The organism is Thauera aminoaromatica S2, assembly GCF_000310185.1.
GTDB lineage: Bacteria > Pseudomonadota > Gammaproteobacteria > Burkholderiales > Rhodocyclaceae > Thauera > Thauera aminoaromatica.
In genome coordinates this window covers 15,342-32,248 of the sequence record NZ_AMXD01000031.1, presented here as the reverse complement: position 1 = coordinate 32,248, position 16,907 = coordinate 15,342, and the positions used below count along the sequence as shown (strand labels likewise).

Annotated in this window: 13 protein-coding genes; 2 read left to right on the top strand and 11 right to left on the bottom strand. The window is 70.6% G+C overall.

What is annotated here, in order from left to right; all coding sequences use genetic code 11:
• A partial coding sequence (locus C665_RS07130) for a pseudouridine synthase (protein WP_004303958.1) occupies window positions 1–674 on the top strand: 674 nt, incomplete at its 5' end.
• Between the two features lie 564 nt (window positions 675–1,238).
• On the opposite strand, the gene C665_RS07125 is transcribed toward C665_RS07130, so the two are convergent.
• From C665_RS07125 to C665_RS07100, 6 genes are read right to left on the bottom strand one after another with little or no spacing between them, the layout of a single operon-like run.
• Window positions 1,239–1,646 (bottom strand): Na+/H+ antiporter subunit G, encoded by a 408-nt coding sequence (locus C665_RS07125; RefSeq protein ID WP_004303956.1) that lies wholly within the window; start codon window positions 1,644–1,646, stop codon window positions 1,239–1,241.
• A 13-nt stretch (window positions 1,647–1,659) separates the two neighbouring features.
• Window positions 1,660–1,929: a K+/H+ antiporter subunit F gene (locus tag C665_RS07120; RefSeq protein ID WP_004303955.1), complete on the bottom strand. Its 270-nt coding sequence runs from the start codon at window positions 1,927–1,929 to the stop codon at window positions 1,660–1,662.
• On the bottom strand, window positions 1,926–2,453 hold the full coding sequence (locus C665_RS07115; RefSeq protein ID WP_004303953.1) for a Na+/H+ antiporter subunit E: 528 nt from the start codon (window positions 2,451–2,453) through the stop codon (window positions 1,926–1,928). Before C665_RS07115 ends, C665_RS07120 begins: the two co-directional genes overlap by 4 nt.
• Complete coding sequence (locus C665_RS07110; protein WP_004303951.1) at window positions 2,453–3,976, bottom strand: monovalent cation/H+ antiporter subunit D; 1,524 nt, start codon at window positions 3,974–3,976, stop codon at window positions 2,453–2,455. Before C665_RS07110 ends, C665_RS07115 begins: the two co-directional genes overlap by 1 nt.
• Entirely contained in the window at window positions 3,973–4,389 is a 417-nt protein-coding gene (locus tag C665_RS07105; protein WP_004303949.1) for a Na+/H+ antiporter subunit C, read from the bottom strand. Before C665_RS07105 ends, C665_RS07110 begins: the two co-directional genes overlap by 4 nt.
• Window positions 4,389–7,250: a monovalent cation/H+ antiporter subunit A gene (locus C665_RS07100; protein ID WP_004303948.1), complete on the bottom strand. Its 2,862-nt coding sequence runs from the start codon at window positions 7,248–7,250 to the stop codon at window positions 4,389–4,391. Before C665_RS07100 ends, C665_RS07105 begins: the two co-directional genes overlap by 1 nt.
• Window positions 7,251–7,473: 223 nt before the next feature.
• Between C665_RS07100 and C665_RS07095 the strand changes: the two genes are divergently transcribed.
• A complete protein-coding gene (locus tag C665_RS07095) occupies window positions 7,474–8,274 on the top strand; it encodes an IclR family transcriptional regulator (protein ID WP_004303946.1) in 801 nt (266 codons plus the stop codon).
• 618 nt (window positions 8,275–8,892) lie between these two features.
• On the opposite strand, the gene C665_RS07090 is transcribed toward C665_RS07095, so the two are convergent.
• From C665_RS07090 to C665_RS07070, 5 genes are all read right to left on the bottom strand, one after another.
• Window positions 8,893–9,507 (bottom strand): indolepyruvate oxidoreductase subunit beta, encoded by a 615-nt coding sequence (locus C665_RS07090; protein WP_004303945.1) that lies wholly within the window; start codon window positions 9,505–9,507, stop codon window positions 8,893–8,895.
• A 10-nt stretch (window positions 9,508–9,517) separates the two neighbouring features.
• The gene (locus C665_RS07085; protein ID WP_004303943.1) at window positions 9,518–11,392 is read right to left on the bottom strand and encodes a thiamine pyrophosphate-dependent enzyme; all 1,875 of its coding nucleotides are present in this window, start codon (window positions 11,390–11,392) and stop codon (window positions 9,518–9,520) included.
• Between the two features lie 240 nt (window positions 11,393–11,632).
• Window positions 11,633–12,799, bottom strand: coding sequence for a D-alanyl-D-alanine endopeptidase (pbpG, locus tag C665_RS07080; RefSeq protein WP_004303942.1), 1,167 nt, complete (start codon window positions 12,797–12,799; stop codon window positions 11,633–11,635).
• A gap of 159 nt (window positions 12,800–12,958) precedes the next feature.
• Window positions 12,959–14,104, bottom strand: a complete 1,146-nt coding sequence (locus C665_RS07075; RefSeq protein WP_004303940.1) for a patatin-like phospholipase family protein — start codon at window positions 14,102–14,104, stop codon at window positions 12,959–12,961.
• A gap of 349 nt (window positions 14,105–14,453) precedes the next feature.
• Window positions 14,454–16,727, bottom strand: coding sequence for an NADP-dependent malic enzyme (locus C665_RS07070; RefSeq protein ID WP_004303939.1), 2,274 nt, complete (start codon window positions 16,725–16,727; stop codon window positions 14,454–14,456).
• Window positions 16,728–16,907: the final 180 nt, after the last annotated feature.

Sequence of the window (16,907 nt, the reverse complement as noted above, 5' to 3'; positions counted from 1 at the left end):
AGGCCGACGAGTTCATCGAGCGCGGCTGGGTCTTCGTCGATGGCCGGCGCGTGTCGGAGCTCGGCGTGCGCGTCGGCCAGGGCGCCCGCGTCACCCTCGCCCCCGAGGCCACGCGCACCCAGCAGCAGCGCGCCACCATCCTGCTGCACAAGCCGGTGGGCTATGTCTCCGGGCAGCCCGAGCCGGGCTATTCCCCCGCGGTCAGCCTGATCGGCCCCGACAACCAGGCCGACCGCGACGTCGCCCAGCGCTTCCACCCCAGCCACCTGAAGAACCTCGCCCCCGCGGGCCGGCTCGACATCGACTCCACCGGCCTGCTGGTCCTCACCCAGGACGGCCGCATCGCCCGCCAGCTCATCGGCGAGGACTCGAAGGTCGAAAAGGAATACATCGTCCGCGTCGAGGGCTCGCTGGCCGAGAACGGGCTGGCGCTGCTCAACCACGGGCTGTGGCTGGACGACCGCCCGCTGCGCCCGGCCGAGGTCGAATGGATCAACGACGACCAGCTGCGCTTCGTGCTGCGCGAGGGCCGCAAACGCCAGATCCGCCGCATGTGCGAGCTGGTGGGGCTGAAGGTGGTGGGCCTCAAGCGCGTCCGCATCGGCCACGTGAAGCTCGGCGACCTGCCGCTCGGGCAGTGGCGCTTCCTGCGCGAGGACGAGCGCTTCGGATGACATCCGAGCGCGCCCGGCCGCGTGCCAGGGCGCGCCCGCCGCTCCTGCGGAGAACCGCCGCGCTTGCGGGGGAGCTGTAATCGCGACTTGCGTCGCTCCTACGGGGAACCGCCGCGCTTCGGGGGGCCCTGTGGGAGCGACGCAAGTCGCGATCGGGCGGAGAACCGCGGCGCTTCGGGGGGTGTTGTGGGAGCGACGCGAGTCGCGATCGGGCGGGGAACCGCGGCGCTTCGGGGGGTGTTGTGGGAGCGACGCGAGTCGCGATCGGGCGGCGCGGTGGCGAGGGGCGGGGTCGGGGCGGGAAGGCTGTGATCGCGACTGGCGTCGCTCCTACGGGGAACCGCCGCGCTTCGGGAGGGGCTGTGGGAGCGACGCAAGTCGCGATGGGGCGGGGAACCGCGGCGCTTCGGGGTGTTGTGGGAGCGACGCAAGTCGCGATCGGGCGGTGCGGCGGCGAGGGGCGGGGTCGGGGCGGGAAGGCTGTGATCGCGACTTGCGTCGCTCCTACGGAGAACCGCGGGGCTGTGGGAGCGACGCGAGTCGCGATCGGGCGACTGGCGGGGCTCAGTCGTGGGCGCCGCGGCGCTCGTCTTCGTCGTCGGGCTCGCTGGGGCCGGGGGCGGCGTCGAAGGTGCTCCAGCCGTAGGGGCGGCCGGTGGGCGGGAGGCCGTCGCGCAGTTCGGTGTGCTCGTGCAGGTGGGCCTTGGCGATGAAGTGGGCGCTGAGCGGTGCGGTCATGAACAGGAAGGCGGTGATCAGCACCTCGTGGATGGACAGCGTGCCCTCCAGCCCGGCGAAGAACACCATGGACGCGGCGAGCGCGCCGCCCACGCCGAGCGTGGTCGCCTTGGTGGGCGCGTGCAGGCGGGTGAGCAGGTCGGGCAGCTTGACCATGCCGATGGAGCCGATGAGCAGGAAGCTGCCGCCGGCGACGATCAGCAGCGAGACGAGGAGTTCGAGCACGAAGGTCATGAGGGGTCTCCGCTCACTCGATGACGTCGCCGCGCAGGATGAAGCGGCAGTAGGCGACGGTGGAGATGAAGCCGAACATCGCGAACAGCAGCGCGGCCTCGAAGAAGTAGGTGGCGCGCTGCTGGATGCCGGCGAGCACGATCAGCGCGATGATGTTGATCACCATGGTGTCGACCGCGAGCACGCGGTCCATGAGCGCGGGGCCGCGCAGCAGCCGCCACAGGTTGAGCAGCAGCGCGAGCGAGGCGGTGGCGAAGCCGAACTGCAGGGCGTATTCGATCACGGGAAGATCTCCTGGAGGCGGTCCTCGTAGCGTTCCTTCATCTGGCGCACGGCCTCCTCGGCGTCGGGCGCGTCGAGGCAGTGCACGAGCAGGCTGCGGCCGTCGGCGGAGAGGTCGCAGGACACCGTTCCGGGCGTCATCGTGATGGTGCCGGCGAGCACGGTGATGGCCTCGGGCGAGCGCAGCTCGAGCGGCACCACCACCCAGCGCGTGGCCAGGCTGCCCACCGGCCGGAACAGGATCAGGCGGGTGACCTGCAGGTTGGCGACCACCACGTCCCAGGCCACCACGCCGAGGTAGGCGAAGGCCTTGGTCCAGGACTTGACCGGCGGGCGCTCGGGCCAGAAGTTGCTCGTCACCCGCGTGATCACCACCGCGAGCACCACGCCCACCACCAGCCCGCCGAAGCTGAAACTGTTGAGCAGCAGCATCCACAGCAGCACCAGCACCGCGGTCATGAGCGGATGCGGCAGCCAGCGTTCGGTGAAGCTGCGCGGGTCGAGCTTGTCGTGCTTCGCGCCCATCAGCGCACCCCCTGTGCGGTGCCGAGCACCGCGTCGATGTAGCCGGCCGGGGCGTAGAGCTGCGCCGCGACGAGTTCCAGCCAGGCGTGCACCGGGCCGGCGAACACGGTGAGCAGCACCAGGCAGGCGAGCAGCCCGCCCACGGCGACGAAGGACAGCGCGCCGTCCGGGCGATAGGCGGACGCGGGCGCGGCGGGCAGCGCGTGCGGCTTCCAGAACACGAAGCTGCCGGCGCGCGCGAAGCCGACGATGGCGATCAGCGAGGTCGTCAGGATCAGCGCCCAGAACCAGGCCGCGTGCGCCGAGGCGCGCACGCCGTCGAGCACCAGCAGCTTGCCGATGAAGCCGGACAGCGGCGGCATGCCGGTCATGGCGATGGCGGCGACGAAGAACAGGCCGCCGACCAGCCCGCCCTGGGCGATGCGCGGCGCCGCGGCGAAGCGGTCGCGCTGCGCGCCGCGGCGCTCGGCGACGAGATCGGCGACGAGAAAGAGCGCGCCGGCGGCGAGCGTGGAGTGGATGAGGTAGTACAGCGCGGCGCTGGTCGCCTGCGGGGTGAACACCGCCACGGTGGCGAGCAGCATGCCCATCGAGCCGATCACCGCGAAGCTGGCCATCTGGCCGAGGCTGCGCGCGGCGAGCACGCCGGTCATGCCCAGCACCAGGGTGAGCAGCCCGGCCGGCAGCAGCCAGGGCGCGGCGAGCCAGGCCGCGGCCCCGGCGTCGGCGCCGAAGGCGAGCACGTACAGGCGCAGGATGGAATAGGCGCCCACCTTGGTCATGATCGCGAACAGCGCCGCCACCGGACCGGGCGCGTTGGCGTAGGTGCCGGGAAGCCAGAAGTGCAGCGGCACGAGCGCGGCCTTGACCGCGAACACCAGCAGCAGCAGCACCGCGCCGGTCTGCAGCAGCGCCTGGTCGGCCGCCGGCACCTGCGGGACGATGCGCGCGAGGTCGGCCATGTTGAGGGTGCCGGTGACGTTGTAGATCATGCCGACCGCGATCAGGAACACCGAGGAGCCGACCAGGTTGGTGACCACGTACTGCACGCCCGCCTTCACCCGCAGCCCGCCGCCGCCGTGCACCATGAGGCCGTAGGAGGCGATCAGCAGGATCTCGAAGAACACGAAGAGGTTGAAGAAGTCGCCGGTGAGGAAGGCGCCGTTGATGCCCATCAGCTCGAACTGGAAGAGCGGGTGGAAGTGCTTGCCGCGCTGGTCCCAGCCGCCGATCGCGTACAGCAGCACGCCGAGGCCGAGGACGGCATTGAGCACCAGCATGAGCGCCGCCAGGCGGTCGAGCGCGAGCACGATGCCGAAGGGCGCGGGCCAGGCGCCGAGCGCGTAGCTGCGCACCTGGCCGTCGCTGGCGAGCACCAGCAGCGCGACGGCGATGGCGAGCAGCAGCACGGTGGAGGCCACCGCGAAGGTGCGCGCGAGCACTCCGTCGTGGCGCGCGGCCAGCACCAGCAGCGCGCCGACCACGGCCGGCAGCAGGATGGGCAGGATCAGCAGGTGGTTCATGCGCGCTCCCCGCGGCCGCCGCGCGCCGCTGCCGGCGCCGGCTTGCGGGCGCGCAGCTTCCAGTCGTCCTCGGCGGCCTCGGGCGAGGCGTCGCCGGGCAGGTCGACGTGGTCGTTGCCGGTCTCGAGGTAGGCGCGCAGCGACATCACCACCACCACCGCGGTCATGCCGAAGGAGATCACGATCGCGGTGAGCACGAGCGCCTGCGGCAGCGGGTCGATGTAGCCCGTGGCGGCGGCGGAGATCACCGGCGGCTGGCCGATCGCCAGGCGGCCGGTGGCGAACAGGAACAGGTTGGTGGCGTAGGTGAGCAGCGACAGGCCGATCACCACCGGGAAGGTGCGCGCGCGCAGCACCATGTAGATGCCGGCCGCGGTCATCACGCCGATGGCGCTGGCGACGAGGAATTCCATCAGCCCTGCTCCTTGCCCGAGGCGGCGCGCGGATCCACGTCCATCGCGCCGGTGTTGATGGTGTAGGGGCTGGTCCAGCGCCCCATGCGCGAGAGGTTGGCGAGCGCGAGCATGACCGCGCCGACCACGGTGAGGAAGACCCCGGTGTCGAAGGCCATCGCGCTGGCGAGCTCGAACTCGCCCACCAGCGGCAGGTGGAAGTGGCCGAAGGTGGAGGTGAGGAAGGGCTGGTCGAGCACCATCGCGCCGATGCCGGTGGCGGCGGCCACCAGCACGCCAAGGCCGATCATGGCGTGGTAGTTGACCTTGACCCGCTGCGCCGCCCAGCCGAAGCCGCTCGCCATGTACTGCATGATCAGCGCGATCGACACCACGAGCGCGGCGATGAAGCCGCCGCCCGGCTGGTTGTGGCCGCGCAGGAAGATGTAGGCGCCGACCAGCATCGCCAGCGGCAGCATGACCCGGGTGGCCACCACCATGATCATCGGGTGGCGGTCGGCCGACTGCGGACGGTCGGGGGACCACGCGCCCAGACGACGGCCGGTGCGGCCGAAGAGCGCGCCGTCGAGCAGGGCGTAGATCGCCAGCGCGGCGATGCCGAGCACGGTGATCTCACCGAAGGTGTCGAAGCCGCGGAAGTCGACCAGGATCACGTTGACCACGTTGGTGCCGCCGCCGCCCGAGACCGAGTTGTCGAGGTAGTAGCTCGACAGCGAGCTGCCGTCGCGGGTGAGCATCGCCCAGCTCGCCCCGGCCATGCCGATGCCGGCCACGATGGCGAGCACGCCGTCGCGCAGGTGGCGCAGCGGATCGGCGCGCACCGAGGAGCTCTGCGGACCTTCCTTGGGCAGGAAGTAGAGCGCGAGCAGGATCAGGATCACGGTGGCGACCTCGACCGAGATCTGCGTCAGCGCGAGGTCGGGCGCGGACAGGTAGATGAAGGCCAGGCACACGATCAGGCCCACCGTGCCCACCACCAGCACCGACAGCACGCGGCGGCGGAACAGCATCACGGTGAGCGCGCAGCCGCCCACCAGCAGCACCCAGGCGGCGATCGCGGCCGGGTGCGCCGGCAGCAGCGCGCGCGTGCCCGCGGCGTGGGGCGCGGCGAGGAAGGCGGCGAAGCCGGCGAGCGTGAAGGCGGTGAGCGCGAAGGCGAGATAGCGCTGCAGCGAGCCGTTGTGCAGGCCGTGGGTGACTGCGCGCGCGAGCGCTGCGGCGCCCGCGATGAAGGCGTCGAACATCGCCTTGGCCTCGGGGTGCGGCCCCGCCTGCCAGAGCGCGCGCACGCGCCGGTAGGCGACGAGCGCGCCCAGGCCGACCGCGACCGCGATCGCCGACAGGCCGAGCGCCGGGGTGAAGCCGTGCCAGAGCGCGAGGTGGTAGTCCATCACCGCCCCGCCGGTGACCGCGCGTGCCACCACCGCCACCAGCGGCCCCGCCACGCTGTCGGGGAAGAGCCCGATCGCCACCACCAGCACCACCAGCAGCGCCGGCGGCAACCACATGCCGGCGGGCGGGTCGTGCGGCGCGTGCGGGTAGTCGTCGCGGCGCGCGCCGAAGAACACATGCACGATGTAGCGGAACGAGTAGGCCACCGAGAAGCACGCCGCCAGGGTGGCCAGCGCGGCGACGATCCAGCCGTTGCCCAGCCAGCGCGTGTCGACCGCCTCGTGCAGCATCATCTCCTTCGAGAGGAAGCCGTTGAGCGGCGGCAGGCCGGCCATCGAGGCCCCCGCCACCATCGCCAGGGTCGCGGTGATCGGCATCAGCTGCAGCAGGCCACCGAGGCGGCGGATGTCGCGCGTGCCGGCCTCGTGGTCGACGATGCCGGCGTTCATGAACAGCGCGGCCTTGAAGGTGGCGTGGTTGAGGATGTGGAACACGGCGGCCACCGCCGCGAGCGGCGTGCCGAAGCCGAGCAGCATGGTCACCAGGCCGAGGTGGCTGACGGTGGAGTAGGCCAGCAGGCCCTTGAGGTCGTCCTTGAACAGCGCGATGCCGGCCGCCACCAGCATGGTCACCAGGCCGGTGGTGGCGACGAGGTAGAACCACTCGGTCGTCCCGGCGAGCACCGGCCACATGCGCGCCATCAGGAAGAGGCCCGCCTTCACCATGGTCGCCGAGTGCAGGTAGGCCGACACCGGGGTGGGCGCCGCCATCGCGTGCGGCAGCCAGAAGTGGAAGGGGAACTGCGCGCTCTTGGTGAAGCAGCCGGCGAGGATCAGCACCAGCGCCGGGACGTACAGCGGCGAGGCCTGGATCGCTTCCTTGTTGCGCAGGATGTCGCTGAGGTTCCAGGAGCCGGCGATGTCGCCCAGGATCAGCATGCCGGCGATCATCGCCAGCCCGCCGGCGCCGGTGACGGTGAGCGCCATGCGCGCACCCTGGCGGCCTTCGGGCAGGTGCTTCCAGTAGCCGATGAGCAGGAAGGACGACAGGCTGGTGAGCTCCCAGAACACCAGCAGCAGCAGGATGTTGTCGGACAGGACGACGCCCACCATCGCGCCCTGGAAGAGCAGCAGATAGCTGTAGAACACGCCCATCGGGTCGCTCTTGGCGAGATAGAAGCGGGCGTAGACGATCACCAGCAGGCCGATGCCCAGGATCAGCCCGGCGAAGAACATGCCCAGCCCGTCGAGGAAGAAGCCCGCCTGCAGGCCGAGCGCGGGCACCCAGTCCCAGGCGGCGACGAGGACCTCGCCGCGGAACACCGCCGGCGCCTGCGCGAGCAGCAGCACGAGGGCGAGGAGCGGAAAGACGAAGGCGGTGGTCGCGCAGGCGCTGCGGCCGGCGCGGATCATCAGCGCGGGAAAGAGCGCGCCGATGAAGGGCAGCAGCACGATCAGGGCGAGGCTCATCGGGGGGCTCCTCGGGCGTGGTCGATGGGAAAGGCGACGTGAATCGCGGGTGGCGGGGGCCACCCACACCCCGCATGAGGACGAATTCCGGGCGGAGTATATCGGGGATGCGACCCCCGCCAAATCGGGGTTGATTTCACTAGGCGAAATCGGATCGCACGGTTACCATTCGCCAGATCTCCTTGCCGGCCCCGGCAAGCTTCCGATCCTTCCCCGAACCTCCGTGCAGCCGAAGAAGACCGAATCCGCCCCCAGTGCCGAAGGCAAGACCTCGATCCAGGTCATCGAACGCATGATGAAGCTGCTCGACGTGCTGGCCGAACATGCCGATCCGGTCCAGCTCAAGCAGCTCGCGATCGAGACCGGGCTGCATCCGTCGACCGCGCACCGCATCCTCGGCGCGATGACGCACAGCGGCTTTGTCGAGCGCTCCGAGGCCGGCGCCTACCGGCTCGGGATCCGCCTGCTCGAGCTCGGCAGCCTGGTGAAGTCGCGCATCTCGCTGCGCGAGACCGCCATGCCCTACATGCTCAAGCTGCACGCCGCCACCGGCGAGAGCGTGAACCTGGGCGTGCGCGCCGGCGACGAGATCGTGTATGTCGAGCGCACCTCGAGCGGGCGCGCCTCGGTGCGCGTGGTGCACATCGTGGGCGCGCGCGCGCCGCTGCACACCACCGCCACCGGCAAGCTCTTCCTGGTCGAGGACGGCCTCGAGCGCATCCGCGACTACGCCCGCCGCACCGCCCTGCCCGCCTCCACCCCGGCCTCGATCACCGCGCTGCCGGCGCTGGAGAAGGAGCTCGACCGCGTGCGCCGCCACGGCGTGGCCTTCGACCTCGACGAGGTCGAGGCCGGCGTGCGCTGCATCGCCGCGGGCATCCGCGACGACAGCGGCGAGCTGATCGCCGGCCTGTCGCTATCGACCCCTTCCGAACGCTTCAACCCCGACTGGGCCCCACTGGTGCGCGAGACCGCCGACGAGATCTCCCGCGCCCTCGGCCACCTTCCGCCAAAGGCGGGATAAGCCCGCTTGCGGGCAGCCCCCCTCGCAGCGGCGAAAGCCGCAAGGTCTGCACGCGGACACCGATGCCCCGAGGCCGGGTGCGGGAAGACCACGACGCCCGGGGTGGGAGGTGGAAAAACCACGGCGCCCGGGGTGGGATGTGGGAGCGACGCAAGTCGCGATCCTGCGCCGCGGCGGCGACAGGCGTGGTCGAGGAGGAAAGGCTGCAATCGCGACTTGCGTCGCTCCCACGGCAAGACACCGAAGGCCGGATGCGGCTGCAATCGCGACTTGCGTCGCTCCCACGGCAAGACACCGACACCCGGACGCGTGGCGCGAACGCCGACACCCGGATGCGTTGCGACCGAACACCGACGCGCCGAGGCCCGGTGCGGGAAGACCACGGTGCCCGGGGTGGGAGGTGGGAAAACCACGGCGCCCGGGGTGGGATGTGGGAGCGACGCAAGTCGCGATCCCGCGCTGCGGCGGCGACAGGCGTGGTCGAGGCGGAAAGGCTGCAATCGCGACTTGCGTCGCTCCCACGGCAAGACACCGAAGGCCGGATGCGGCTGCAATCGCGACTTGCGTCGCTCCCACGGCAAGACACCGATAGCCGGATGCGTTGCGCGCCGCGATGGGTCAGGCGGTGGCCGGGGCGGGGGCGCGCTGGGCGACTGCGGCGCGGCCGAGCTCGAAGGCCTGGCGGTTGAGCTCCAGCAGCTCGGGCTTGCGGGCGCCGAAGCGCGCCAGCACCGCGTTGCGCAGCACGTCGGCCGGGAAGGGCAGGCGGTCGGACATGGCGCCGAGCATCACGGTGTTGCCGAGGCGGATGTTGCCGAGCTGCAGCGCGAGCGCGCTGGCGTCGAAATCGAACACCGCCAGCCCGAGCTTGCGCATCTCGCCGATCGGGTCCTCGGGGTAGTCGTAGAGGCCGATCGTCACCACCGGCGGCACGAAGCGACCCTGGTTGACCAGCGCGATCCCGCCCGGCTTGAGCATGTGCGCCCAGCGCAGCGCCTCGGCGGCCTCGAAGCCGACGAGCAGGTCGGCCTCGCCCGGCATGATCTGCGGCGACAGCACCTGCGGACCGAAGCGCAGATGCGAGGTCACCACCCCGCCACGCTGGCTCATGCCGGCGACCTCGGTCTTCTTGACGTCGAAGCCGAGCGACAGCGCCGCCTCGGCGAGGATCTCGGTGGCGGTCATCACACCCTGGCCGCCGATGCCGCAAACCGCGATGTTGGTGATAGTCATGGCGGCCTCCTCAGACCTTGGCGTGCAGGAACTTCACCGGATGCTCCGGCAGGGCATGGACGATGGCTTCGGGCGCACATGGCTGCACGCACAGGCCGCAGCCGGTGCAGGCGGAGGTCTCGATGCGCACGAAGGCGAGCTCGACTTCCTTGCCCGAGGGCTTGACCTGGGTCTCGCGCCGGGTGACGTGGATCGCCGGGCAGCCGACGTCGATGCAGTTGGCGCAGCCGGTGCACTTATCCGCGATCACCTTGTAGGGCTGGGTCGGCTTGTAGTGGTCGATCAGCACGCAGGGGCGGTCGGTGATGATCACCGAGGGCTCGGGGATCTTGATCTCCTCGCGCAGGGTCTTGAACAGCGTCGGCAGCTCGTAGGGGTCGAGCGTGTGGATGCGCTCCTTCTTCACCCCCAGCGCCTCGCACAGCTTGGCGAAGTCGACCCGCTGCGCGCTCTCGCCGTGGATGTCGCGGCCGGTGCCGGGGTTGTCCTGGCCGCCGGTCATGCCCACCGCGCGGTTGTCGAGCAGCAGCACGGTGACGTTGCCGCGGTTCCAGGTGATGTCAAGCAGGCCCTGCATGCCCATGTGCATGAAGGTGGAGTCGCCGATCACGGCGATCACCGCCTTCTTGGCGTCGGCCTGGCCGCGGCCTTTGTCCATGCCGAGTGCCACGCCCATCGAGGCGCCCATCGAGATGCAGGTGTCGAGCGCGTTCCAGGGGTGGCCGGCGCCCAGGGTGTAGCAGCCGATGTCGCCCGAGATGGTGAGGTTGCGCAGCTGCGCGAGGGTGTAATAGATGCCCAGGTGCGGACAGGCGACGCACATGGTGGGCGGGCGCGGGAAGACCTGCTGCGGCACCAGGCGGGGCTGCGCGGTGACTGGGATTTCCTCGCCGCGCAGGCGGGCCACGGCCGGGCGCAGGCGGTCGGGCGAGAGCTCGCCGACGCGCGGCAGCACGTCCTTGCCCGTGCAGGCGATGCCGCCGGCACGCAGCTCGCTTTCGACCAGGGGCTCGGTCTCTTCGACCACCAGGAGCTGGTCGACGCCGGCGGCGAACTCGCGCAGGCGCTCGAGCGGCAGCGGGTAGGACTGGCCGAGCTTGAACACCGGCGCGTCGGGGAAGGTCTCGCGCACGTGCATGTAGGCCGGGCCCGAGGTCACGAAGCCGATGCGGCGGTCGCTGCCCTCGACGAGCAGGTTGAACGGGCTCTGCGCGGAGGCGGCGCGCAAGGCCTCCTCGCGCTCGTACATCAGCGCCACGCGCGGCTTGGCGTGGCCGGGCACCATGACCCAGCGCTGCGGATCCTTGACGAAGCCGGCGGGCTCGTGGGCCTCGCGCTCGCCCGCGACGACGCGGCCCTTGACGTGGCAGATGCGGGTGGTCAGGCGCACGATCGCCGGGCAGCGGAAGCGCTCGGACACCGCGAAGGCCTCGCGCGCCATGTCGTAGGACTCCTGCGCGTCGGCGGGCTCGAACAGCGGCAGGTGGGCAAAGCGGGCCCAGAAGCGCGAGTCCTGCTCGTTCTGCGACGAGGACATGCCGACGTCGTCGGCGACCGCGATCACGAGGCCGCCTTCGGTGCCGGTGACGGTCATGGTCATCAGCGCGTCGGCGGCGACGTTGAGGCCGACGTGCTTCATCGCGCAGAAGGCGCGCGCGCCCACCATCGAGGCGCCGAGCGCGACCTCGAGCGAGACCTTCTCGTTCACCGACCATTCGGTGTACAGGTCGGGAAAGCGCGACAGCTCCTCGAGGATCTCGGTCGCCGGCGTGCCCGGATAGGCGGCGGCGACGCGGCAGCCGGCGTCGCGCACGGCGAGCGCCACGGCCTCGTTGCCGGACAGGAACAGGCGGCTCGGGGCGGTTTCGGGCAGGGCAGCACCCATGGGGAGATCCTCTCTGGTGGGTTCGGGGTCGGAACCCGCGAGCTTAGTGAGCGCCCTGCCCGGCTCCATTGACGAAGATCAACCGCCCTGCAGTCGCGGGTGCCACGGGCCGCCCGCGAGCGCCGCATTCGACGCCGCCTGCACCGTGCTGCCCGGCGCGGACGCGCGCTCCCGCAAACGCGACGCGGGGCCTGCCCCACCGGGCGGCCCCGCGTCGTTCGACCTGCGTAATCGGGAAGCTCAGCCGCCCGCGCCCTGCGGTGCGGCCGCCAGGCGCTGGGGAGCGGTCTGTTCGAGCCACTTGCGCACGCGCTTGGCGTCGGCGGTGCGGGTGTAGCGGCCGGAGGAATCCATCAGCACCATGACCACCGGCTGCTGGTGCAGCCAGGTCTGCATGACCAGGCAGCGCCCCGCCTCGGAGATGTAGCCGGTCTTGGACACGCTGATCGTCCATTCCGGGCTGCGCACCAGCGAGTTGGTGTTGCCGAAGCGCAGCATGCGGCCGTGCACCGGCACGTAGCGCTCGTGCGCGGTGGAGAACTCGCGGATCAGCGGGTAGGACGCCGAGGCTGCGACCATCTTGGCGAGGTCGCGCGGGCTGGAGACGTTGGCCGGGTTGAGCCCGGTGCTGTCATGGAAGCGGGTGTTCCACAGCCCGAGCAGGCGCGCCTTGACGTTCATCGCGTCGACGAAGGCGGCCTCGCCGCCCGGATAGTGGCGGGCCAGCGACGAGGCCGCGCGGTTTTCGGACGACATCAGCGCGAGCTGCAGCATCTCCTCGCGCGACAGCGTGGTGCCGAGCGCGAGCCGCGAGCCGGTGCCCTTGAGCTGGTCGATGTCGGCGTCGTTGATCTCGATCGGCTCGGACAGGCTCAGCCCCGCATCGAGCACCACCATCGCGGTCATCAGCTTGGTGATCGAGGCGATCGGCAACACTTCGGTGGCGTTGCGCTCGAGCAGCACCTCGCCGGTGCGCTGGTTGATCACGTAGAAGGCGTTCGAAGCGAGCACGGGCATGCCGCTGCCGTCGAGCGCGACCGGGGTATCCGGTTCGTCGGCGAGCACCGCGGCGGGGGCGGCGAGCGCGGCGGCGGCGACCGCCGGCTTGCGCAGGCTCACCCGCATCGTCGGCGCCTTGCCGCGGGCGTTGGCGGACGCACGGGTCGCAGCCTTGGCGGAACGGGCCGCCTTGGTGTCGGACGCCGTGGCCTTGGCCACGACGCCCTTCTTCGGCGCGGGCTTGACGGCGGCCTTGCGCACCGGGGCGGTGGCCGCGGCCTTCTTCGCGGCCGGCTTGGAAACCTTGCTCGTCGCAGCCTTGCCGGATGCCTTCGGGGCTGCGATGGCCATGCCGGACTGCAGCGCGAACATCGCGGCAATCGCGGCGATCAGGGGGCGAACTTTCATGATGGCGACGGGACGGAGAGCGGTGGAAGGCGGATTCGAGGCGTTCTGCTTTAAAAAATAGGCAGATACGAAATGGATTTCAAGTTGTTTCCAACTCTGACGGAATTCTACTCCCGCAGCGGCGTCGCCGGCGAGTCCGCTCGCCACCCCCGCCCCGGGTCAGGAGTCGATGCGCAGGAAGCGGCGCAGTTCGCCGGCGCGCGTCATCGCGTCATGATAGCCGAGCTCGATCAGCGCGCGCGTGAAGCTCGGTTCGAAAAGCAGGTAGGAGAGCAGGGTCGAGCCCTCGCGGCGAAAGGTGCCCAGCCCGCGCAGCACGATGCGCAGCTGTGCCGGCAGGCTGTGCGCATGGCGCGCGGCGATGATGTCGAGGCGCTGCGAGGGCTGGATCACCAGGCACTCGAGCGGACGCAGCGCGATCCCCGCCTCGGCGCGGCGGGCCTCGTCGAGGCGGCCCACCGTGTCGTTGATGCGCGCGAGGCGCTCGAGATCGACCTCGAGGGTGTCGAGGAAGATGCTCGACAAGGCGTGGCCGGCGATCTGCGCCGGCGACGGGTAGCCGCCCGCTGCACGCACTCTCCCCTCCTCGGCGGTGCGTCCGGCGCCGATCACCAGGATGCGGTCGGCGCCGAGGTGGATCGCCGGGCTCACCGGCGCGAGCTGGCGCATCGAGCCGTCGCCGAAATACTCGCGATGGATCTTCACCGCGGGGAAGACGAAGGGCAGCGCCGCGCTCGCCAGCACGTGGCAGACGTCGAGCTCGGCGCGCACGCCCAGGCGCTGCGCGCGCCGCCAGGGCTGCAGCTCGGGCGCGCCCTGGAAGAAGGCGAGGCTCTCGCCGGAGGAATAGCCCGAGGCGGTGACGCTGAGCGCGCGCAGGTCGCCGCGGCCGATCGCGGCCTCGATCGCGGGGAAGTCGAGCACGCGCTCGAGCAGGCCGCGCAAGGGCGTGTTGTCGAGCAGCGAGCGTGGCGTCTGCCGCACCAGCCAGCCGCCGAACAGCGCCGCGCCCCAGCGCAGGCCGCTGCCGAAGAGCGTGAGCGGATCGACGCGGTACACCTGATCCACGTGCAGGCTGCGCCAGACGCGCTGGATGTGCCGCACCGCACGGCCGAAGTCGCCCGCGTGCACGGCGAGCGCGACCGCGTTGATCGCCCCCGCCGAGGTGCCGCACAGGATCGGGAAGGGGTTGCCGGGGCGCTTGCCGCGCAGTTCGCGGACCGCAGCCAGCACGCCGACCTGGTAGGCGGCGCGCGCGCCACCCCCGGTCAGCACCAACGCCGCCCGCCCTTCGTCCGCGCTCATCCGCCCGCCTCCGGCCATGGGATGGCGTCAGCTTCGCGCAGCGCAGGCCGACCGGACAAGGAAGGAATGCGCGGGCGCGGTGCGGTAGCGAGGGGCGTGGTCGATGCGGAAGCGCCGCGATCGCGACTGGCGTCGCTCCCACGGAAAACCGGCGCGGTAGGCGCGACGCAAGTCGCGATCGGGCGGAAAACCGGCGCGGTGGGAGCGACGCAAGTCGCGATCGGACGGTGCGGTGGCGAGGGGCGTGGTCGGTGCGGAAGCGCCGCGATCGCGACTGGCGTCGCTCCCACGGAAAACCGGCGCGGTGGGAGCGACGCAAGTCGCGATCGGGCGGCGGGCGCGGCTTCGCTCAGCCCGCCTGCCCGGCCTCGACCACGGTGAGCGCGGTCATGTTGATGATGCGGCGCACGGTGGCGGAGGGGGTGAGGATGTGCACCGGCTTGGCCGCGCCGAGCAGGATCGGGCCCACGGTCATGCCGCTTCCGGCCGCGTTCTTGAGCAGGTTGAAGGCGATGTTGGCCGCGTCCAGGGTGGGGAAGATGAGCAGGTTGGCGTCCTCGCGCATCTTCGCGTTGGGGAAGATCTGCAGGCGGTGGCGGGCATCGAGCGCCGAGTCGCCGTGCATCTCGCCTTCCACCTGCAGCTCCGGATGGTGCTCGTGCAGCATGCGCATTGCCGTGCGCATCTTCTCGGCGGTGGGCGAATCGGCCGAACCGAAGGACGAGTGCGACAGCAGCGCGATGCGCGGCTCGATGCCGAAACGCTTCATCTCCTCGGCGGCGAGCAGCGTCATCTCGACCACCTGCTCGGGCGTGGGGTCGTAGTTGACGTAGGTGTCGGCGAGGAAGAGCGTGCGGCCCGGCAGGCTGAGCAGGTTCACCGTGTACAGGTGATCGACGCCCTCGCGACGGCCGAGCACGTCCTCGACGAACTCGCGGTGCAGGCGGTGCATGCCGTAGGTGCCGCAGATGAGGCCGTCGCCGTAGCCGAACTTGAGCAGCAGCGCGCCGATCAGCGTGGTGCGGCGGCGCACTTCCTTCTTGGCGTACTCCACCGATACGCCGCGGCGCTCCATCAGGCCGTGGTAGTGCTGCCAGAGCTGGTTGAAGCGCGGGTCGGAGTCGGGGTTGACCAGCTCGAAGTCGCGCTCGGCGGCCAGGCGCAGGCCGAAGCGCTCGATGTTCTTGGCCACGACCTCGGGACGGCCGATGAGGATCGGACGCGCCAGGCCCTCGTCCACCACCTGCTGCACCGCGCGCAGCACCTTCTCGGATTCGCCCTCGGAGAAGATGATCCGCTTCGGGTTCTTGTGTGCGGCGGCGAACACCGGCTTCATGATCAGGCCGGAGTGCCAGACGAAGTTGTTGAGCTGGCTGCGGTAGGCGTTCCAGTCGGTGATCGGACGCGTCGCCACGCCCGAGGCCATGCCGGCCTCGGCCACGGCGGGCGCGATCTTGACGATCAGGCGCGGGTCGAAGGGGCGCGGGATGATGTACTCGCGACCGAAGCCGCCCACCTTCTCGCCGTAGGCCGCGGCGACGATGTCGCTCTGCTCCACGCGCGCCAGTTCGGCGATCGCCTTCACCGCGGCGAGCTGCATCTCGTCGGTGATGGTGGTCGCGCCCACATCCAGCGCGCCGCGGAAGATGAAGGGGAAGCACAGCACGTTGTTGACCTGGTTCGGATAGTCCGAACGGCCGGTGGCGATGATCGCGTCGCTGCGCACCGCCTTGACCTCGTCGGGGAGGATCTCCGGGGTCGGGTTGGCGAGCGCGAGGATCAGCGGATTCGCCGCCATCTTCGCCACCATCTCGCCCTTGAGCACGCCGCCGGCCGACAGCCCCAGGAACACGTCCGCGCCCTCGATGACCTCGGCGAGCTTCCTGGCGTCGGTCTTCTTGGCGTAGCGCGCCTTGATCGGGTCCATCAGCGCGGTGCGGCCTTCATAGACCACGCCCTCGATGTCGGTGACCCAGATGTTCTCGACCGGCACGCCGAGCTTGACCAGGAGGCCCAGGCAGGCGAGCGCCGCGGCGCCGGCGCCGGACGTGACCAGCTTGACCTTCTTCAGGTCCTTGCCCTGCAGGTGCAGGCCGTTCAACACCGCGGCGCCGACCACGATCGCGGTGCCGTGCTGGTCGTCGTGGAAGACCGGGATCTTCATGCGCTCGCGCAGCTTCTGCTCGATGTAGAAGCACTCGGGCGCCTTGATGTCCTCGAGGTTGATGCCGCCGAAGGTGGGCTCGAGCGCGGCGATCATGTCGATCAGCTTGTCGGCGTCGGGCTCGTCGATCTCGAGGTCGAAGACGTCGATGCCGGCGAACTTCTTGAACAGCACGCCCTTGCCTTCCATGACCGGCTTGGCCGCGAGCGGGCCGATGTTGCCCAGGCCGAGCACCGCGGTGCCGTTGGTGACCACGCCGATCAGGTTGGAGCGCGCGGTGAGCTCGGCGGCCTGCGCCGGGTCCTCGACGATCGCGTCGCAGGCCGCGGCCACGCCGGGGGAGTAGGCCAGCGACAGGTCGCGCTGGTTGGACAGCACCTTGGTCGGGGTCACCGAGATCTTGCCCGGGTGCGGGTAGCGGTGGTAGTCGAGGGCCGCACTGCGGATCAGCTCGTCCATGGTCTTCCTCCTTGGTCTTTTGGGTGTGGGACGGGCGCCATGCCGGCGCGCCGCGCGTCAACGGCACAAGCATACCGCGGACCCGCTTATTTTCGCATTACGAAAACAAAATCTGCGATGTGAAAATTACGTATACCGCGCCCGTGAGGGTCCGTCGCGGCAGGCGGACTGCATCACACC